12 protein-coding genes are annotated in these 15,652 nt (G+C 65.7%); 7 read left to right on the top strand and 5 right to left on the bottom strand.

What is annotated here, in order from left to right; all coding sequences use genetic code 11:
• Nucleotides 1–126: 126 nt before the first annotated feature.
• The 4 genes from AC1D02_RS12165 to lpdA are packed head-to-tail and all read left to right on the top strand — an operon-like array spanning nucleotide 127 to nucleotide 5,101.
• Nucleotides 127–1,359: a thiamine pyrophosphate-dependent enzyme gene (locus AC1D02_RS12165; RefSeq protein ID WP_477317099.1), complete on the top strand. Its 1,233-nt coding sequence runs from the start codon at nucleotides 127–129 to the stop codon at nucleotides 1,357–1,359.
• Between the two features lie 35 nt (nucleotides 1,360–1,394).
• Entirely contained in the window at nucleotides 1,395–2,399 is a 1,005-nt protein-coding gene (locus AC1D02_RS12170) for an alpha-ketoacid dehydrogenase subunit beta (RefSeq protein ID WP_477317101.1), read from the top strand.
• Nucleotides 2,400–2,401: 2 nt separating this feature from the next.
• Nucleotides 2,402–3,697: a dihydrolipoamide acetyltransferase family protein gene (locus AC1D02_RS12175; protein WP_477317103.1), complete on the top strand. Its 1,296-nt coding sequence runs from the start codon at nucleotides 2,402–2,404 to the stop codon at nucleotides 3,695–3,697.
• Nucleotides 3,698–3,700: 3 nt separating this feature from the next.
• Entirely contained in the window at nucleotides 3,701–5,101 is a 1,401-nt protein-coding gene (lpdA, locus tag AC1D02_RS12180) for a dihydrolipoyl dehydrogenase (protein WP_477317105.1), read from the top strand.
• 38 nt (nucleotides 5,102–5,139) lie between these two features.
• Here lpdA and AC1D02_RS12185 read toward each other — a convergent pair whose 3' ends face one another.
• Nucleotides 5,140–5,562 carry a hypothetical protein gene (locus AC1D02_RS12185; RefSeq protein ID WP_477317107.1) on the bottom strand — a complete coding sequence of 141 codons (423 nt, stop codon included), beginning with the start codon at nucleotides 5,560–5,562 and terminating at the stop codon, nucleotides 5,140–5,142.
• 298 nt (nucleotides 5,563–5,860) lie between these two features.
• On the opposite strand from AC1D02_RS12185, the gene AC1D02_RS12190 reads away from it, so the two are divergent.
• On the top strand, nucleotides 5,861–8,143 hold the full coding sequence (locus tag AC1D02_RS12190) for a sensor domain-containing diguanylate cyclase (protein ID WP_477317109.1): 2,283 nt from the start codon (nucleotides 5,861–5,863) through the stop codon (nucleotides 8,141–8,143).
• 102 nt (nucleotides 8,144–8,245) lie between these two features.
• Nucleotides 8,246–10,423, top strand: a complete 2,178-nt coding sequence (locus tag AC1D02_RS12195) for a sensor domain-containing protein (protein ID WP_477317111.1) — start codon at nucleotides 8,246–8,248, stop codon at nucleotides 10,421–10,423.
• Here AC1D02_RS12195 and AC1D02_RS12200 read toward each other — a convergent pair.
• The 4 genes from AC1D02_RS12200 to AC1D02_RS12215 all read right to left on the bottom strand — a co-directional run bounded on the left by AC1D02_RS12200 (nucleotide 10,415) and on the right by AC1D02_RS12215 (nucleotide 14,745).
• Entirely contained in the window at nucleotides 10,415–11,938 is a 1,524-nt protein-coding gene (locus tag AC1D02_RS12200) for a tripartite tricarboxylate transporter permease (protein ID WP_477317113.1), read from the bottom strand. The two genes, AC1D02_RS12195 and AC1D02_RS12200, sit on opposite strands and share 9 nt — an antisense overlap.
• 12 nt (nucleotides 11,939–11,950) lie before the next feature.
• Nucleotides 11,951–12,454, bottom strand: a complete 504-nt coding sequence (locus AC1D02_RS12205; RefSeq protein ID WP_477317115.1) for a tripartite tricarboxylate transporter TctB family protein — start codon at nucleotides 12,452–12,454, stop codon at nucleotides 11,951–11,953.
• A gap of 4 nt (nucleotides 12,455–12,458) precedes the next feature.
• On the bottom strand, nucleotides 12,459–13,460 hold the full coding sequence (locus tag AC1D02_RS12210) for a Bug family tripartite tricarboxylate transporter substrate binding protein (protein ID WP_477317117.1): 1,002 nt from the start codon (nucleotides 13,458–13,460) through the stop codon (nucleotides 12,459–12,461).
• Nucleotides 13,461–13,530: 70 nt separating this feature from the next.
• Nucleotides 13,531–14,745 carry a pyridoxal-phosphate-dependent aminotransferase family protein gene (locus AC1D02_RS12215; protein WP_477317119.1) on the bottom strand — a complete coding sequence of 405 codons (1,215 nt, stop codon included), beginning with the start codon at nucleotides 14,743–14,745 and terminating at the stop codon, nucleotides 13,531–13,533.
• 215 nt (nucleotides 14,746–14,960) lie between these two features.
• Here AC1D02_RS12215 and AC1D02_RS12220 point away from each other — a divergent pair, with 215 nt between their 5' ends.
• Nucleotides 14,961–15,650 (top strand): GntR family transcriptional regulator, encoded by a 690-nt coding sequence (locus AC1D02_RS12220; RefSeq protein WP_477317165.1) that lies wholly within the window; start codon nucleotides 14,961–14,963, stop codon nucleotides 15,648–15,650.
• The last annotated feature ends 2 nt before the right edge of the window (nucleotides 15,651–15,652 follow it).

Here is a 15,652-nt window from a genome sequence, read left to right on the forward strand (position 1 = left end):
TTTTGGAAGCGGATGTGGGTGCTTTCCTGCTGCACTGCACGATAAATATTTGCGCGAACCGCACTCCGGTGTACTGAACTATTTGTTATCCTTCTGGCGCACATCACCTTACCAAGGGGAAGTAACATGAGCCAGAGTAAGCCTCTGACACTGCACGTTCCGGAGCCAACAGGGCGTCCCGGATGCAAGACCGATTTTTCGTACCTTCACGTCACCGCCGCCGGCGCGGTGCGGCGCCCTCCCATCGACGTGGCGCCGTCCGACACCGGCGACCTCGCCTCGACGCTGATCCGCGTGCTCGACGACGACGGCAACGCCGTCGGCCCGTGGGCGCAGGAGATCGACAGCGAGCTGCTGCGCTTCGGCCTGCGCACGATGATGAAGACCCGCATCTTCGACGCCCGCATGGTCATCGCCCAGCGCCAGAAGAAGATGTCCTTCTATATGACCTCGCTCGGCGAGGAAGCCATCGGCACCGCCCACGCGCTCGCGCTGCAGGACGGCGACATGAACTTCCCCACCTACCGCCAGCAAAGCCTGCTGATGGCCAAGGAGTTCTCGCTGGTCGAGATGATCTGCCAGCTGCTGTCGAACGAAAAAGACCCGCTCAAGGGCCGCCAGCTGCCGGTCATGTACTCCGTGCGCGACAAGGGCTTCTTCACCATCTCCGGCAACCTCGCGACCCAGTTCGTGCAGGCCGTCGGCTGGGCCATGGCCTCGGCGATCAAGGGCGACACAAAAATCGCGTCGGCCTGGATCGGCGACGGCGCCACCGCCGAATCGGACTTCAACACCGCCCTCACCTTCGCCCACGTGTACCAGGCGCCGGTGATCCTCAACGTCGTCAACAACCAGTGGGCCATCTCGACCTTCCAGGCGCTGGCCGGCGGCGAGAGCGTCACCTTCGCCGCGCGCGGCGTCGGCAGCGGCATCGCCTCGCTGCGGGTCGACGGCAACGACTTCCTCGCGGTCTACGCGGCCTCGCAATGGGCCGCCGAACGCGCGCGCAGCAACCTCGGACCGACCCTGATCGAATGGGTCACCTACCGCGCCGGCCCGCACTCGACCTCGGACGATCCTTCCAAGTACCGCCCGGCCGACGACTGGTCGCACTTCCCGCTGGGCGACCCGATCGGCCGCCTGCGCCGCCACCTGCAGGGCCGCGGCCTGTGGTCGGACGCCGAAAACGAAGCCACCCAGCAGGCGCTGGAGGCGGAAGTGATCGCGGCGCAGAAAGAGGCCGAGCAGTTCGGCACTCTCGCCGACGGCCGCGTGCCGAGCGCCGCATCGATGTTCGAGGACGTCTATAAAGAGATGCCCGAGCACCTGCGCCGTCAACGTCAAGAATTGGGAGTGTGAGCGTGAAGCGAGATTCAGATACGAAGACAGTACCGATGACCATGATCCAGGCGCTGCGCTCGGCGATGGACATCATGCTCGAGCGCGACGACAACGTCGTCGTCTACGGCCAGGACGTGGGCTACTTCGGCGGCGTGTTCCGATGCACCGACGGCCTGCAGGTCAAGTACGGCAAGTCGCGCGTGTTCGACGCGCCGATCTCGGAAGGCGGCATCGTCGGCACCGCGGTCGGCATGGCCGCCTATGGCCTGCGCCCGGTCGTCGAGATCCAGTTTGCCGATTACTTCTATCCGGCCTCCGACCAGATCGTGTCGGAAGCGGCGCGCCTGCGCTACCGCTCGGCCGGCGAGTTCACCGCGGCGATGGTGATCCGCATGCCTTGCGGCGGCGGCATCTACGGCGGCCAGACCCACAGCCAGAGCCCGGAGGCGATGTTCACCCACGTGTGCGGCCTGCGCACCGTGATGCCGTCCAATCCCTACGACGCCAAGGGCCTGCTGATCTCGTGCATCGAGAACGACGACCCGGTCATCTTCCTCGAGCCGAAGCGCCTCTACAACGGCCCGTTCGACGGCCACCATGACCAGCCGGTGGTGCCATGGTCGAAGCATCCGATGGGCGAAGTCCCGGAAGGCTACTACACCGTGCCGCTCGATAAAGCCTCGGTGTTCCGCGAAGGCTCCGCGCTGACCGTCATCACTTACGGCACGATGGTATTCGTGGCCGAAGCCGCCGCTCGCGAGACCGGCATCGACGCCGAGATCATCGACCTGCGCAGCATCTGGCCGCTCGACCTCGACACCATCGTCAACTCGGTCAAGAAGACCGGCCGCTGCGTGGTGGTGCATGAAGCGACCCGCACCAGCGGCTTCGGCGCCGAACTGTGCGCGTTGGTCCAGGAGCACTGCTTCTACCAACTGGAAGCGCCGATCGAGCGCGTGGCCGGCTGGGACACGCCGTATCCGCATGCGCAGGAATGGGCGTACTTCCCCGGCCCCGATCGAGTCGGGGCGGCCTTCAAACGTGCGATGGGAGTTTAACGATGGGTGTTCATGTCATCAAGATGCCCGACCTGGGCGAAGGCATCGCGGAAGTCGAAGTAGTCGAATGGCGCGTCAAGCCGGGCGACAAAGTGGTTGAGGACCAGGTACTGGCCGACGTCATGACCGACAAGGCGACGGTGGAGATTCCGTCCCCCGTGCACGGCATCGTGACCACGCTCGGCTGCGAGATCGGCCAGGCGCTGTCGGTGGGCGCCGCGCTGATCACGCTCGAAGTCGAAGGCGCCGGCAACGAGGCGACCATCAAGGCGGCGCCGGCATCGCGCCAGCAATCCGCGGCGCCAGCGCCGGCGCCGGCCGCGGCCCCAAAGCCCGCTCCTGTCCCTGAACCGGTCGCGAAGGCGGCACCCGCTCCCGCACCAGCGACCGCCAAGGTCACGGCGCTGCGTCCGGAAGGCGAGAAGCCGCTGGCCGCTCCCGCGGTGCGCCAGCGCGCCTGGGACCTCGGCGTCGAACTCCAGTTCGTCCACGGCAGCGGCCCTGCCGGGCGGATCACCCATTCGGACCTTGACGCCTTCGTGGCGCGCGGCCCGGCCCGGTCAAGCGGCGGCGGCAACGACGACCGCTACGCCCAGCGCGACGGCGAACACGCGGTGCCCGTTATCGGCCTGCGCCGCAAGATCGCCGAGAAAATGCAGGACGCGAAACGCCGCATCCCGCACTTCAGCTATGTCGAGGAGATCGACGTCACCGAAGTCGAAGCCCTGCGCACCCAGCTCAATGCGCGCTGGGGCAAGGAGCGCGGCAAGCTGACGCTGCTGCCGCTGCTGATGCGCGCCGTGGTGCTGGCCGCGCGCCAGTACCCGCAGGTCAACGCGCGCTTCGACGATGAGGCGGGCGTGGTCACGCGCTACGACGCGGTCCACATCGGCATCGCGACCCAGACCGACCCCGGCCTGATGGTGCCCGTGGTGCGCAACGCCGAAGCGCGCGATCCGTGGTCCAGCGCCGCCGAAGTGCTGCGCCTGGCCGAAGCGGCGCGCGCCGGCAAAGCGCTGCGCGAGGAACTGTCCGGCTCCACCATCACCATCACCAGCCTGGGCGCGCTGGGCGGCATCGTCACCACGCCGGTGATCAATTCGCCGGAAGTGGCCATCGTCGGCGTCAACCGCATGGTCGAACGCCCGATGATCCGCGACGGCCTGGTGGTAGCGCGCAAGATGATGAACCTGTCGTCGTCGTTCGACCACCGCGTCGTCGACGGCATGGTGGCCGCGCAGTTCGTGCAAGCCATCCGGGGCTATCTGGAATGCCCCGCCACCCTGTTCGTGGAGTAGCCGATGCAATCGACACATACAACGCTGCTGGTCATCGGCGGCGGTCCCGGCGGCTACGTCGCTGCGATCCGCGCCGGCCAGCTCGGCATCCCGACCATCCTGGTCGAAGGCGAGCGCCTGGGCGGCACCTGCCTGAACATCGGCTGCATTCCGTCCAAGGCACTGATCCACGCGGCCGAGGAATTCGAAAAGGTGCGCCAGTACGCCGACGGTTCGCCGCTCGGCATCATCGCCAACGCGCCGCGCATCGACCTGGCGCGCACGGTGGCGTGGAAGGACGGCATCGTCAAGCGCCTGACCGGCGGCGTCGGCGCGCTGTTGAAGAAGAACGGCGTGCAGGTGGTGAACGGGTGGGCGCGCATCATCGACGGCAAGACGGTCGAAGTGCAGCAGGCCGGCGACGCCGAGCCATTGCGCATCGGCTGCGAGCACCTGCTGCTGGCAGCCGGATCGCAGGCGGTGGAGCTGCCCTTCATGCCGTTCGGCGGCGCGGTCATTTCCTCCACCGAGGCCCTCTCTCCCGCTACCGTGCCGGACCGGATGGTGGTGGTCGGCGCCGGCTACATCGGCCTCGAACTGGGCATCGCCTACCGCAAGCTGGGAGTGGAAGTCACGGTGGTCGAATCGATGGACCGCATCCTGCCGGCCTACGACGCGGAGCTGTCGCGCCCAGTCGGCGCGGCGCTCAAGCACCTCGGCATGGACATCCGCCTCGGCACCAGCGTGCTGGGCATGAACGAAGCCGGCACCGCGGTGCGGATCAAGGATGCCGGCGGCGCCGAATCCGAACTGGCGGCCGACCGCGTGCTGGTGGCGGTGGGACGACGTCCGCGTACCGAAGGCTGGGGCCTCGAGAGCCTCTTGCTGGACATGAACGGCCGCGCCGTGAAGATCGACGACCAGTGCCGCACTTCGATGCGCAACGTGTGGGCGATCGGCGACCTGGCCGGAGAGCCGATGCTGGCGCACCGCGCGATGGCGCAGGGCGAGATGGTGGCCGACATCATCTCCGGCCGCAAGCGTCACTTCAAGCCCGCGGCGATGCCGGCGGTGTGCTTCACCGATCCGGAGATCGTGGTGGTCGGGATGACGCCGCAGGAAGCCGAGCAGGCCGGCATGAGCTGCCTGGTCGCGAACTTCCCGTTCGCCGCCAACGGCCGCGCCATGACCATCGAAAGTACCGACGGCTTCGTGCGCGTGGTTGCGCGCAAGGACAATCACCTGATCGTCGGCTGGCAAGCGGTCGGACGCGGCGTGTCGGAGCTGAGCACGGCGTTCTCGCAGTCGATCGAGCTGGGCGCCGTGCTGGAAGACGTGGCCGGCACCATTCACGCGCACCCGACTCTCGGCGAAGCGGTCCAGGAAGCGGCAATGCGCGCGCTGGGCCACGCCTTGCATATCTGACGAGGCCGGGGTCAGGTCCGCCGAACCTGATCCCGTTGTCAACGCCGGCGCAATTCCCTTCCCTGTTCGAAGAAACTTGCTCCCGCGCCGGCATAACCGGCGCAGCCATCGTCGCTCAAGACCACGGCGATGCCTGCGTCCACTTCGATCTTGAGCCTGCAGATGGCAGGGAAATCGGGTTTTCCGTCCGGCTGCAGGTTCTGCTTGACCAGCGTGAGGATGTCGCCGTCGCGGACGGCGACGCCATCGAGCTGCCCGGTATGGTGCGTCCGGTTGGGAGCGACAACGTGCAGGTCGAGCGAGTAATCCATTCCTCCCAGGCGACGCAGCTTGAGGACGCTGAGTTCTTCCGGATCGCGCGCGGTGACCGCCGAATAGCTTCCATCCAGGTCGTCCCGGATTTGTGCGCTGCCGTGCGCACTCGCCAGCACCATCATCAACCCTAAAACTGCTCGCAGCATATTTCTCCGGTTGCGGCCTCCGTTGGCCGCCTGATAATCCTATCAGTCGGCAACGCTTATTTGGCGACATGCGACAACTAATATTGCGCCCTGCTGCGCGAATAATCTGTTGCATTGGCGGAATGTTTGGTATCATGGACCCGTCTATTCCCCGGTCCCCGCCCAGCCCTGCTGGCGACCTCAGCGCCAGTTTCACTGGGCGCCCTCCCCGCCGCCCCATCCTGCCGGCATTCGCGCACTGTTTATTTGACCCGCTTGCCTGGCAAGCCGAGTCCGGAATCGCACTATGGAAAGCAATATGACTGGAGACGAGGATCGAGTCCGCGCCTTGTGCGCCTTGAATATCCTCGACACCCCGCAGGAAGAGCGATTCGATCGCCTCACCCGCCTGGCGCAGGCCGCCTTTTCGGTGCCGATCGCGATCGTCTCGCTGGTCGACGACGACCGCCAGTGGTTCAAGTCGCGCGCCGGCCTCGATGCGGCCCAGACCCCGCGATCGATTTCGTTCTGCACGCACGCCGTCGCCGCCAGCACCATGCTGGTGGTACCCGACGCAGACCGCGATCCGCGCTTTTCGCACAACCCGCTGGTGCTCGGCCCCCCCCACATCCGCTTCTACGCCGGCCAGCCGATCTACACGCTCGACGGCCACCCGATCGGCACCCTGTGCATTATCGACCGCGTCCCGCGCGAGATGAGCGACGCCGACCGGCGCCAGCTGCGCGACCTGGCGGCGCTGGTTGAAATGGAAATCAACCAGCGCGCCATGATCGCCGCGCGCGTCAAGGCCGAACAGTCGCTGAAGGAGCTCAACGCGGGCCTCGAGCAGCGCATCGCCGAGCGTACCGCTTCGCTGGAAATCAAGAACCGCACGCTGGAACAGGAGATCCGCCAACGCGAATCGGTCGAGGCCAACCTGCGCGCCAGCGAAGCGCGCATGCGCACCACCATCGCCACCTCGTTCAACGCCTTCGTCGGCATCGACGACCGCGGCCTGATCATCGACTGGAATGCCGCCGCCGAACAGACTTTCGGCTGGACGCGCGACGAAATCGTCGGCCGCGATTTCGCCGCAACGATCATCGCGCCGTTCGCGCGCGCTGGCGATCCCGAAGGCCTGGAGCAGTTCGTGCGCACCGGCGTCGACCCGTTCGTCGACCAGCGCATCGAGCTGCCGGCGGTGCGCCGGAACGGCGAGCAGCTGACGGTGGAAATGACCATCAATGCATTCATGGCCGGCGAAGCGATGTACCTCGGCGCATTCATGCACGACATCACCGACCGCCTCGAAGCGCACCGGGCCATCGAGCAGAAGCAGGAAATGCTCGACGCCATCCTCGACACGGTGGACATGGGTGTCATCGCCTGCTCCGCCCAGGCCGAACTGACGATGTTCAACCGCGCCGCGCGCAAGCTGCATGGCCTGCCGCCTGAAGCGATCAACCCGGAAGACTGGGCCTCGCACTACGACCTGTTCACCGCCGACGGCGTCACCCTGATGGAACGCGCGGACATCCCGCTGTTCCGCGCGTTTAACGGCGAGCGGGTGAAGGACGTCGAGATGGTGATCGCGCCGGCCGGCCAGCGCCGCCGCATCATGCTCGCCAGCGGACGGCCGTTGAAGAGCGCCAGCGGCGAGCCCCTGGGCGCCGTGGTGGCCATGAAGGACATCACCGACCTGTCCGAATCGCAGCGACAGCTGACGCTGAGCGAAGAACGCCTGCGCACGATCACCGACAATATGCCGGTGCTGATCGCCTACATCGACCGCGACCTGCGCTACCAGTTCGCCAACGCCTTGTACGAACAGTGGTTCGGGGTGCCGCGCGAGCAGATCATCGGCCGCACTGTGGAAGAGGCGTTCGGACGCGATTTTTACGTCAAACGCCGCAAGCACTTGAACAAATGCTTCGACGGCCACAAGGTGCATGTCGAGATCGACGTCGGCGATGGCGCCGCCCTGCGCGTGGTGCTGTCCGAATTCATCCCGCACATGCGCGACGGCGTCGTGCTCGGCGCCTACGTGCTGTCGACCGATGTCACCGCCACGCGCCAGTACGAGACACGTCTCAAGGCCTTGGCCAATACCGATCCGCTGACCGGCCTGTTCAACCGGCGCGGCCACGACATCGAGCTGTCCGCGGCACTCCACCACGCAAGGCGCGCAAACGGCTCCATGGCCCTCATGTATCTCGACATCGACCACTTCAAGCAGGTCAACGACACCCTCGGCCATGCGGCCGGCGACCAGATGCTCAAGGCCTTCGCCGGCCGCCTCAGCGCGACCGTGCGCGCCAGCGACATCGTGTGCCGGCTGGCGGGCGATGAATTTACCGTCATCCTCGAAGGCGTGCGTTCGCCGGCCGAGTGCGGCGCGATCGCCGCCACCATCGTCGCGGCAATGCAGAGCCCGTTCTCGGTCGGTGCGGAATTGCTGGTCGTCACCACCAGCATTGGCGTGGCCTGGGCTCGGGGCGAGGACGCCGTCGCCGAAGCGATGGCCCAGGCGGCCGACATCGCGCTGTACGCGGCCAAGTCGGCCGGGCGAAACCAGTTTCGGGTGGCCGGCGCCGACGAATGAATGACGCCTCCCGGCTTAGCGTTTATAGTAAGCTTACGTGTACCCTCCGACGACGAACCAACAGCCAAGCTCGGCCATGCCGGCGCCGCGACCAGTGACCGAATGGACAAACACTCCGCCAGCATGCCGCACGCCCCGGCGTTCGCCGCCCATATCGACCCGGCCAGCTCGATCATCTATGCCAACATGGAAGATATCGTGTTCCACCTGGTGGTCGAGGGCGAGGGACGCTACCGTTTCCTGCTGGTCAATCCGGCGTTCCAGAAAGCTACCGGCCTGCCGCCCTCGGCGGTGCTGGGCAAGCTGGTCGACGAGGTGATCCCCGAACCGTCGCGTTCGCTGGTGCTGGCGCAATACCGCGACGCCATCGCCGGCCACGCCACCCGGCGCTGGGAGGAAGTGACCGATTACCCGAGCGGGCGCAAGGTCGGCGCGGTGTCGGTGACGCCGGTGTTCGACGGCTTCGGCCGCTGCACCGACCTGATCGGCACGGTGCACGACATCACCGAGCTCAAGCTGCGCGAGCAGCAATTGTCCGACGCCAACGAGGAATTGCGCCGCAGCCACGAACTGCTCGCCAAGCTGGCCCAGCAGGTCCCCGGCGCCCTGTTCGAACTCGAGATGAAGCCGGACGGCAAGCTCCATTGCAAATACATCAGCGCGATGGCGCAGGAGCTGTTCGACCTCTCGCCCGACCAGATCCGCGCCGACTGCACCCAGATGCTGGCGCGCGCCACGCCGCGCGACCGCGCCCGGGTGCGCCGCGCGCTGCGCCATTCGGCCGACACCCTCACGCCCTGGCACATCGAGTTTCCCATCGACCTGCCGGGCCAGGGCGTGCGCTGGCGCGAATTCAACGCCAAGCCGACCCGCCACGACGACGGCTCGACCGTCTGGCACGGCTTCATCCACGACATCACCGAGCGCAAGCAGAACGAACGGATCATCCGCGAATTCAACGAAACGCTGGAAAAGCGCGCCCACTACGATTCCCTGACCGGGCTGCCCAACCGCGTGCTGTTCCGCGACCGCCTGGAGCAGGCCATCGAGCACGCGCGCGGCGAGGCGTGCGGGATGGCGGTGCTGTTCATCGACCTGGACCGCTTCAAGCAGGTCAACGACCTGCTCGGCCACGCGGTCGGCGACGCCCTGCTGGTGCAGGCCGCGCGCCGCATCGAGCAATGCCTGGCGCCGGGCGACACGGTGGCGCGGCTGGGCGGCGACGAATTCATCGTGATCCTCACCGACACCGCGCAGCTGGCCCACGTCGAGCGCACCGCCCAGCGCATCATCGACAAGCTGGCGCGCCCGTTCCAGCTCGACGAGGAGTCGGCCTTCGTCTCGGCCAGCATCGGCATCGCACTGTACCCGGGCGACGCCCAGCAGCCGGAAGCGCTGATGCGCAGCGCCGACCAGGCCATGTACCGCGCCAAGGCGTCCGGGCGCAATCAGCTCAGCTTCTTCGAGCCGGCCATGCAGGACGCGGCGATGCGCCGCATGGTGCTGGCCGTCGCGCTGCGCCAGGCGGCGCCGAACGACGAACTGCTGCTGCATTTCCAGCCGGTGATGGACCTCGCCACCGGCCGCATCGCGAAAGCCGAGGCGCTGCTGCGCTGGCGCCGTCCCGGCAAGCCGCTGGCCATGCCCTGCGAATTCGTCGACATCGCCGAGGAGACCGGCCTGATTCACACGATCGGCAACTGGGTTTTTACCGAGGCGGTGCAATGGTCCAGGCGCTGGAGCGCGATGCTGGGCCACTGCTTCCAGATCAGCATCAACAAGTCGCCGATCCAGTTCCAGGGCAGCATGCACACGATGAACTGGATCGAGCACCTGCGCGGCCTGGGCATGCCGGCCAACAGCATCTCGGTGGAGATCACCGAAGGGGTGCTGCTGAACCTGTCGTCCGACGTGCTCGACAAGCTGCACGAGCTGCATTCGGGCGGGGTCGAGGTGTCGATCGACGACTTCGGCACCGGCTACTCGTCGATGTCCTACCTGAAGCGGCTCGAAATCGACTACCTGAAGATCGACCGCTCCTTCATCGCCGGCATGCTGCGCGAGCCGACCAGCCGCACCATCACCGAGACCATCATCGTGATGGCCCACAAGCTGGGACTGAAGGTGATCGCCGAGGGTGTCGAGACCGAGGCCCAGCGCGACTGGCTAAGGCGCAAAAAATGCGACTACGCCCAGGGCTACCTGTACGCCGAGCCGATGCCCGCCGAGGAATTCGAACGGCTGCTGGAGCAGCAGCCGCCCACATCGCACTTACGCTGATTTCGCCGCGGCGCGCGACGCCAGCCGCTGCGACACGCGCGCGCGCAGCGGCGCCAGCAGCGACCACGCCAGCCCGAACACCGCCAGCGTCATGATGGTGCCGACCAGGCCATTGGCCCAGAAGATATCCAGCCCGCCGCGCGAGGCCAGCATGCTCTGGCGGAAGGCGTCCTCGGCGCGGTCGCCCAGCACCAGCGCCAGCACCAGCGGCGCCAGCGGATAGTCGAGCTTCTTGAAGACGTAGCCGACGATCCCGAAGGCCAGCATCAGCCAGATGTCGAATTCCGCGTTGTGCACCGTGAAGGCGCCGATCGCGCACACCACCAGGATCACCGGCGCGATGATCGAGAACGGGATGCGCAGGATGGCGGCGAACAGCGGCACCGACGCCAGCACGATGATCAGCCCCGAGATATTCCCGAGGTACATGCTGGCGATCAGGCCCCAGACGAAATCCTTCTGCTCGACGAACAGCAGCGGGCCTGGCTGCAGGCCCCATATCATCAGGCCGCCCAGCAGCACGGCGGCGGTGGCCGAACCCGGGATGCCCAGCGCCAGCATCGGCAGCAAGGCGCTGGTGCCGGCCGCGTGCGCCGCGGTCTCGGGCGCCAGCACGCCTTCGACGTTGCCCTTGCCAAAGCTGTTCGGATCCTTCGACATGTTCTTGGCCACGCCGTAGCCCATGAACGAGGCCGCGGTGGCGCCGCCAGGCGTGATCCCGAGCCAGCAGCCGATCGCAGAGGAACGCAGCAAGGTGCCGAAGTGGCGCGGCATCGACTTCCAGGTCTTGATCACCACCTTCAGGTCGATCGCGCCGTTCTTGCCGCGGAACGCCAGGCCTTCTTCGATCGTCATCAGGATTTCGCTGATGCCGAACAGGCCGATGACGGCGACCAGGAAGTCGAAGCCGCGCAGCAGCACCGGCATCCCGAAGGTCATGCGCAGCGAGCCCGAGATGGTGTCGAGGCCCACCGCCGCCAGCACGAAGCCGACGCACATCGCGATGACGATCTTCGCCTTCGGCTCCTTTCCCATGCCGATGAAACTGCAGAAGGTCAGGAAGTACACCGCGAAGAATTCGGGCGGTCCGAATCGTAGCGCGAACCTGGCCACCAGCGGCGCCAGGAAGGTGATCATCAACACGCCGACCAGGGCGCCGATGAACGAGCCGGTAAAGGCGCTGGTCAACGCCTCGCCCGCGCGCCCGTTCTGCGCCATCGGATAGCCGTCGAAGGTGGTGGCGACCGACCAGGCCTCGCCCGGTATGTTGAACAGGATCGAGGTGATCGCCCCGCCGAACAAGGCGCCCCAGTAGATGCAGGACAGCAGGATGATCGCCGAGGTCGGGTTCATCGTGAACGTCAGCGGCAGCAGGATCGCCACGCCGTTCGGGCCGCCGAGGCCGGGCAGCACGCCGACCACGATGCCGAGCAGGATCCCGACAATCATCAGGCCGGTGTTCTGCCACGACAGCACAATCGAAAAACCGTGCATCAATGCGTTGAAATCGTCCATGCGCCTACCCCGTCAATAACCCAGCAAATGTTCCAGCGGCCCTTTTGGCAGCGGCACCTTGAACGCAATTTCGAACACCCAGAACATCACGGCGTTGATGGCCACGGCAATCAGGACCGATTTCAGCCAGCTGAACTTGCCCACCAGCGCCATGAAGATCGCGATGAACAGGGCCGACGCCACGTAGATGCCGGTGAACCTGATCGCTGCGATGTAGACCACCAGCGGCAGCAGCACGGTGAACACCAGTTTCAGCTGGCCGCGCTCGACGAAGGCCGAGCGGTCGTTCTTGCGAAGCGCCTGCCAGATCACCACCAGCGACGCGGCGAAGATCGCGATCCCCATCCGCATCGGGAAGTAGCCGGCCTGCGGGCCGTCCTCGGCCCAGCCGGCGCCAATCTTGTAGTTGCTGACGATCGCCAGCAAGCCGAACGCTGCGACCACCACGCCCACCGCCAGTTCGGCGGTGCGCCTGGTGATCGCGACGACGCCCTCTTCCGCCTGTTCCGCGCTCATGATCTTATTGCGCCAGGAAGCCGGCGGCCTTCATGATTTCGCGGTGCGCCTGTTCGTCCTTGCCCATGTAGGCGCGCAGCTCTTCGCCCACCATCACGGTCGACTTCAGCGCGTTCTTCTCGACGTAGGCCTTCCACTCAGGCGTCGCCACCACCTTCTGCAGCAGCTCGGTGTAGTATTTGGTCACCTCGGCCGGCACCTTCCCCGGCAACATGAACACGCGCAGCATCTGGTACTGAACGTCCAGTCCCTTTTCCTTGCAGGTCGGGACATCGGACCAGCTCTGGGTCTCGGTCACCTTCTCCTTGAACGAGCTGCGCTTGTCGGCGAACAGGCACAGCGCGCGATGCTGGCCGGCGCGCCACTGGGCGATCGACTCCGAAGGGTTGTTGGTGTTCGAATCGATATGCTTGCCCGACAGCTGGGTGGCCGCCTCGCCGCCGCCCTTGTACGGGATGTAGATGAACTTGACGCCTGCCTTCTTCTCCACCAGCGCGGTGATGATGTGGTCTTCCCGTTTCGAGCTGGTGCCGCCCATCTTGTACTTGGCCGGCTCCTTCTTCACCGCAGCGAGGTAGTCGGCCGGCGACTTGAACGGCGTGTCGCTGTTCACCCACAGCACAAATTCATCCTGCGCCACCATCGCCACCGGGGTCAGGTCGCGCCAGTTGAACGGCAGGCCGGTCGCCAGCGGCACCGTGTACAGGCCGGACGAGGAGACCACCAGCCGGTGCGCGTCGCCCGGCGTATTCTGGATGTCGAGCAGGCCTTCCGCGCCGCTGGCGCCAGCCTTGTTCTGCACCACGATCGGCTGTTTCATCAGGCCGTGCTTGGCGATGATGCCCTGGATCGAGCGCGCCATCTGGTCGGTGGCGCCGCCCGCGCTGAACGGCACGATGAATTCGACCGGCTTGGTCGGCTCCCACGCGTTGGCAACGGCGGCGTGACACATGCCGATGGCTAAACCTGCGATCGCGAGCGAGTGCTTGAAGGTGAGGCTGTACATGGTCTGTCTCCTGTTCGGCTTTGGCCGTTTTTATGTGAAGTGCTACGTAGTTCGAAACTCTCCGTGCGGATCAAGCCGCGTTGTTCGCCACCGCCGACTGCTGCAGCGAGCGCATCGCCGCCGCCACGCCGCCGGCCTGGTGCGGCACGCCAGCCAGCACCATGCCCATCTCGACGCCCGCCAGGGTGCCCATCAGGGTCAGGTCGTTGAAGTCGCCCAGGTGGCCGATGCGGAAAACCCAGCCACTCAGCTTGCTCAGGCCCTGGCCCAGCGACATGTTGAAATTGGCGAGGATGACCTTGCGCAGCGCATCGGCGTTGCAGCGCTCGCCGTTGGCGCCGTACGGCATCACCACCGCGGTCAGCGCATCGCTGTATTCGGCCGGGTTCTGGCACAGGATCTCCAGGCCCCAGGCGCGCACGCATTCGCGGGTCGCCTCGGCATGGCGCTTGTGGCGGGCGAACACGTTCTGCAGGCCCTCCTCCAGCAGCATGTCGCACGCTTCCGACAGTCCATACAGCAGGTTGGTGGCGGGCGTGTACGGCCAGAAGCCATTCTTGTTTGCCTCGATGATCTCGTCCCAGCCCCAGAACGCGCGCGGCAGTTTCGCATCGCGCGAAGCGGCGATGGCTTTTTGCGACACGGCGTTGAAAGACAGCCCGGGCGGCAGCATCAGCCCCTTCTGCGAGCCGGAAACGGTGACGTCCACGCCCCACTCGTCATGCCGGTAGTCGATCGAGCCGAGCGAGGAAATCGTATCGACCAGCAGCAGCGCGGGATGGCCGGCGCGGTCGATCGCGCGGCGCACCGCCGCGATGTCGGTCGTCACGCCGGTCGAGGTTTCGTTGTGCACCACGCACACCGCTTTGATCTGGTGGGCGGTGTCGTCGGCCAGGCGCGCGTGCACCTTGTCGGCGTCGACGCCGCTGCGCCAGTCGTCGCCGATGAATTCGGGTTTCAGGCCAAGCTTGTCGGCCATCTTCTTCCACAGCGAGGCAAAGTGGCCGGTCTCGTACATCAGCACAGAGTCGCCGGGCGACAGCGTGTTGACCAGCGCCGCCTCCCAGGCGCCGGTGCCGGATGCGGGAAAGATGACGACTGGTTGCTCGGTCTGGAAGATCTGGCCGATCTCGCCGATGATCTTGCGGCCCAGGCGCTGGAACTCGGGGCCGCGGTGATCGATGGTGGGATAGTCCATGGCGCGCAGGATGCGGTCGGGGACATTGGTCGGCCCCGGAATTTGCAGGAAATGGCGGCCGGACGGATGGGAATTCAACTTCAACATGGCGACTCCAAATGATTGGACGGACGAATCCGGACTGCCTTGAAATAATTCAACCAACAACGACGTTTTTGCATACAATATACTTAAACGAATTCAAGTCAAGCAATATTTGCAGTTGGCTCCATGCATAAGAAAAACTAAGTCGTTGATTTACTTGACCTTTCCGTTTTATAGCCTAAAATACAACTAACCGACATCATATACAAATGGACGTGATCAGCTCAGATCCAACCCTCCAGGCGATCCCCATCGACCGCCAGGGACTCGCGTCCGCCGTCACCGCGCGCCTGCGCGAGATGATCACCGAAGGCACGCTGGCGCCGGGAACCCGGCTCAACGAACGTGTTCTGTGCGAACAGCTGATGGTCTCTCGCACGCCGCTGCGTGAAGCATTCAAGGTGCTGGCCGGAGAAGGCCTGGTCGAACTGCTGCCGAACCGCGGCGCCGCCGTCGCCGAACTGTCGGCCGACGACGTCGCGCAAACCTTCGAAGTGATGGGCGCGCTCGAAGGCCTGAACGGCCAGCTGGCGTGCGAGCGCATCACCGACGCAGAAGTCACCGAGATCCGCGCGCTGCATTACGAGATGCAGGCGGCGCATGCGCGGCGCGACCTGGCCGCATACTACAAGATCAATCACGAGATCCACGACCGCATCAACGCGGCCGCCGGCAACGCGGTGCTGACCACCACCTACCAGCAGATGAACGCGCGCATCCAGAACCTGCGCTTTCGCTCCAACTTCAACCAGGACAAGTGGGACGCCGCAATGAAAGAGCACAGCGCCATGCTCGAAGCGCTTGACCGGCGCGACGGCGCCGCCTTGCGCCACATCCTCGAGCATCACCTCCAAACCAAGCGCGACACGGTCCTCGCCGACCTGCGCCCAGCCAAGGCCACGCCCTAGCC

Source organism: Massilia sp. P1_C10 (assembly GCF_056406475.1).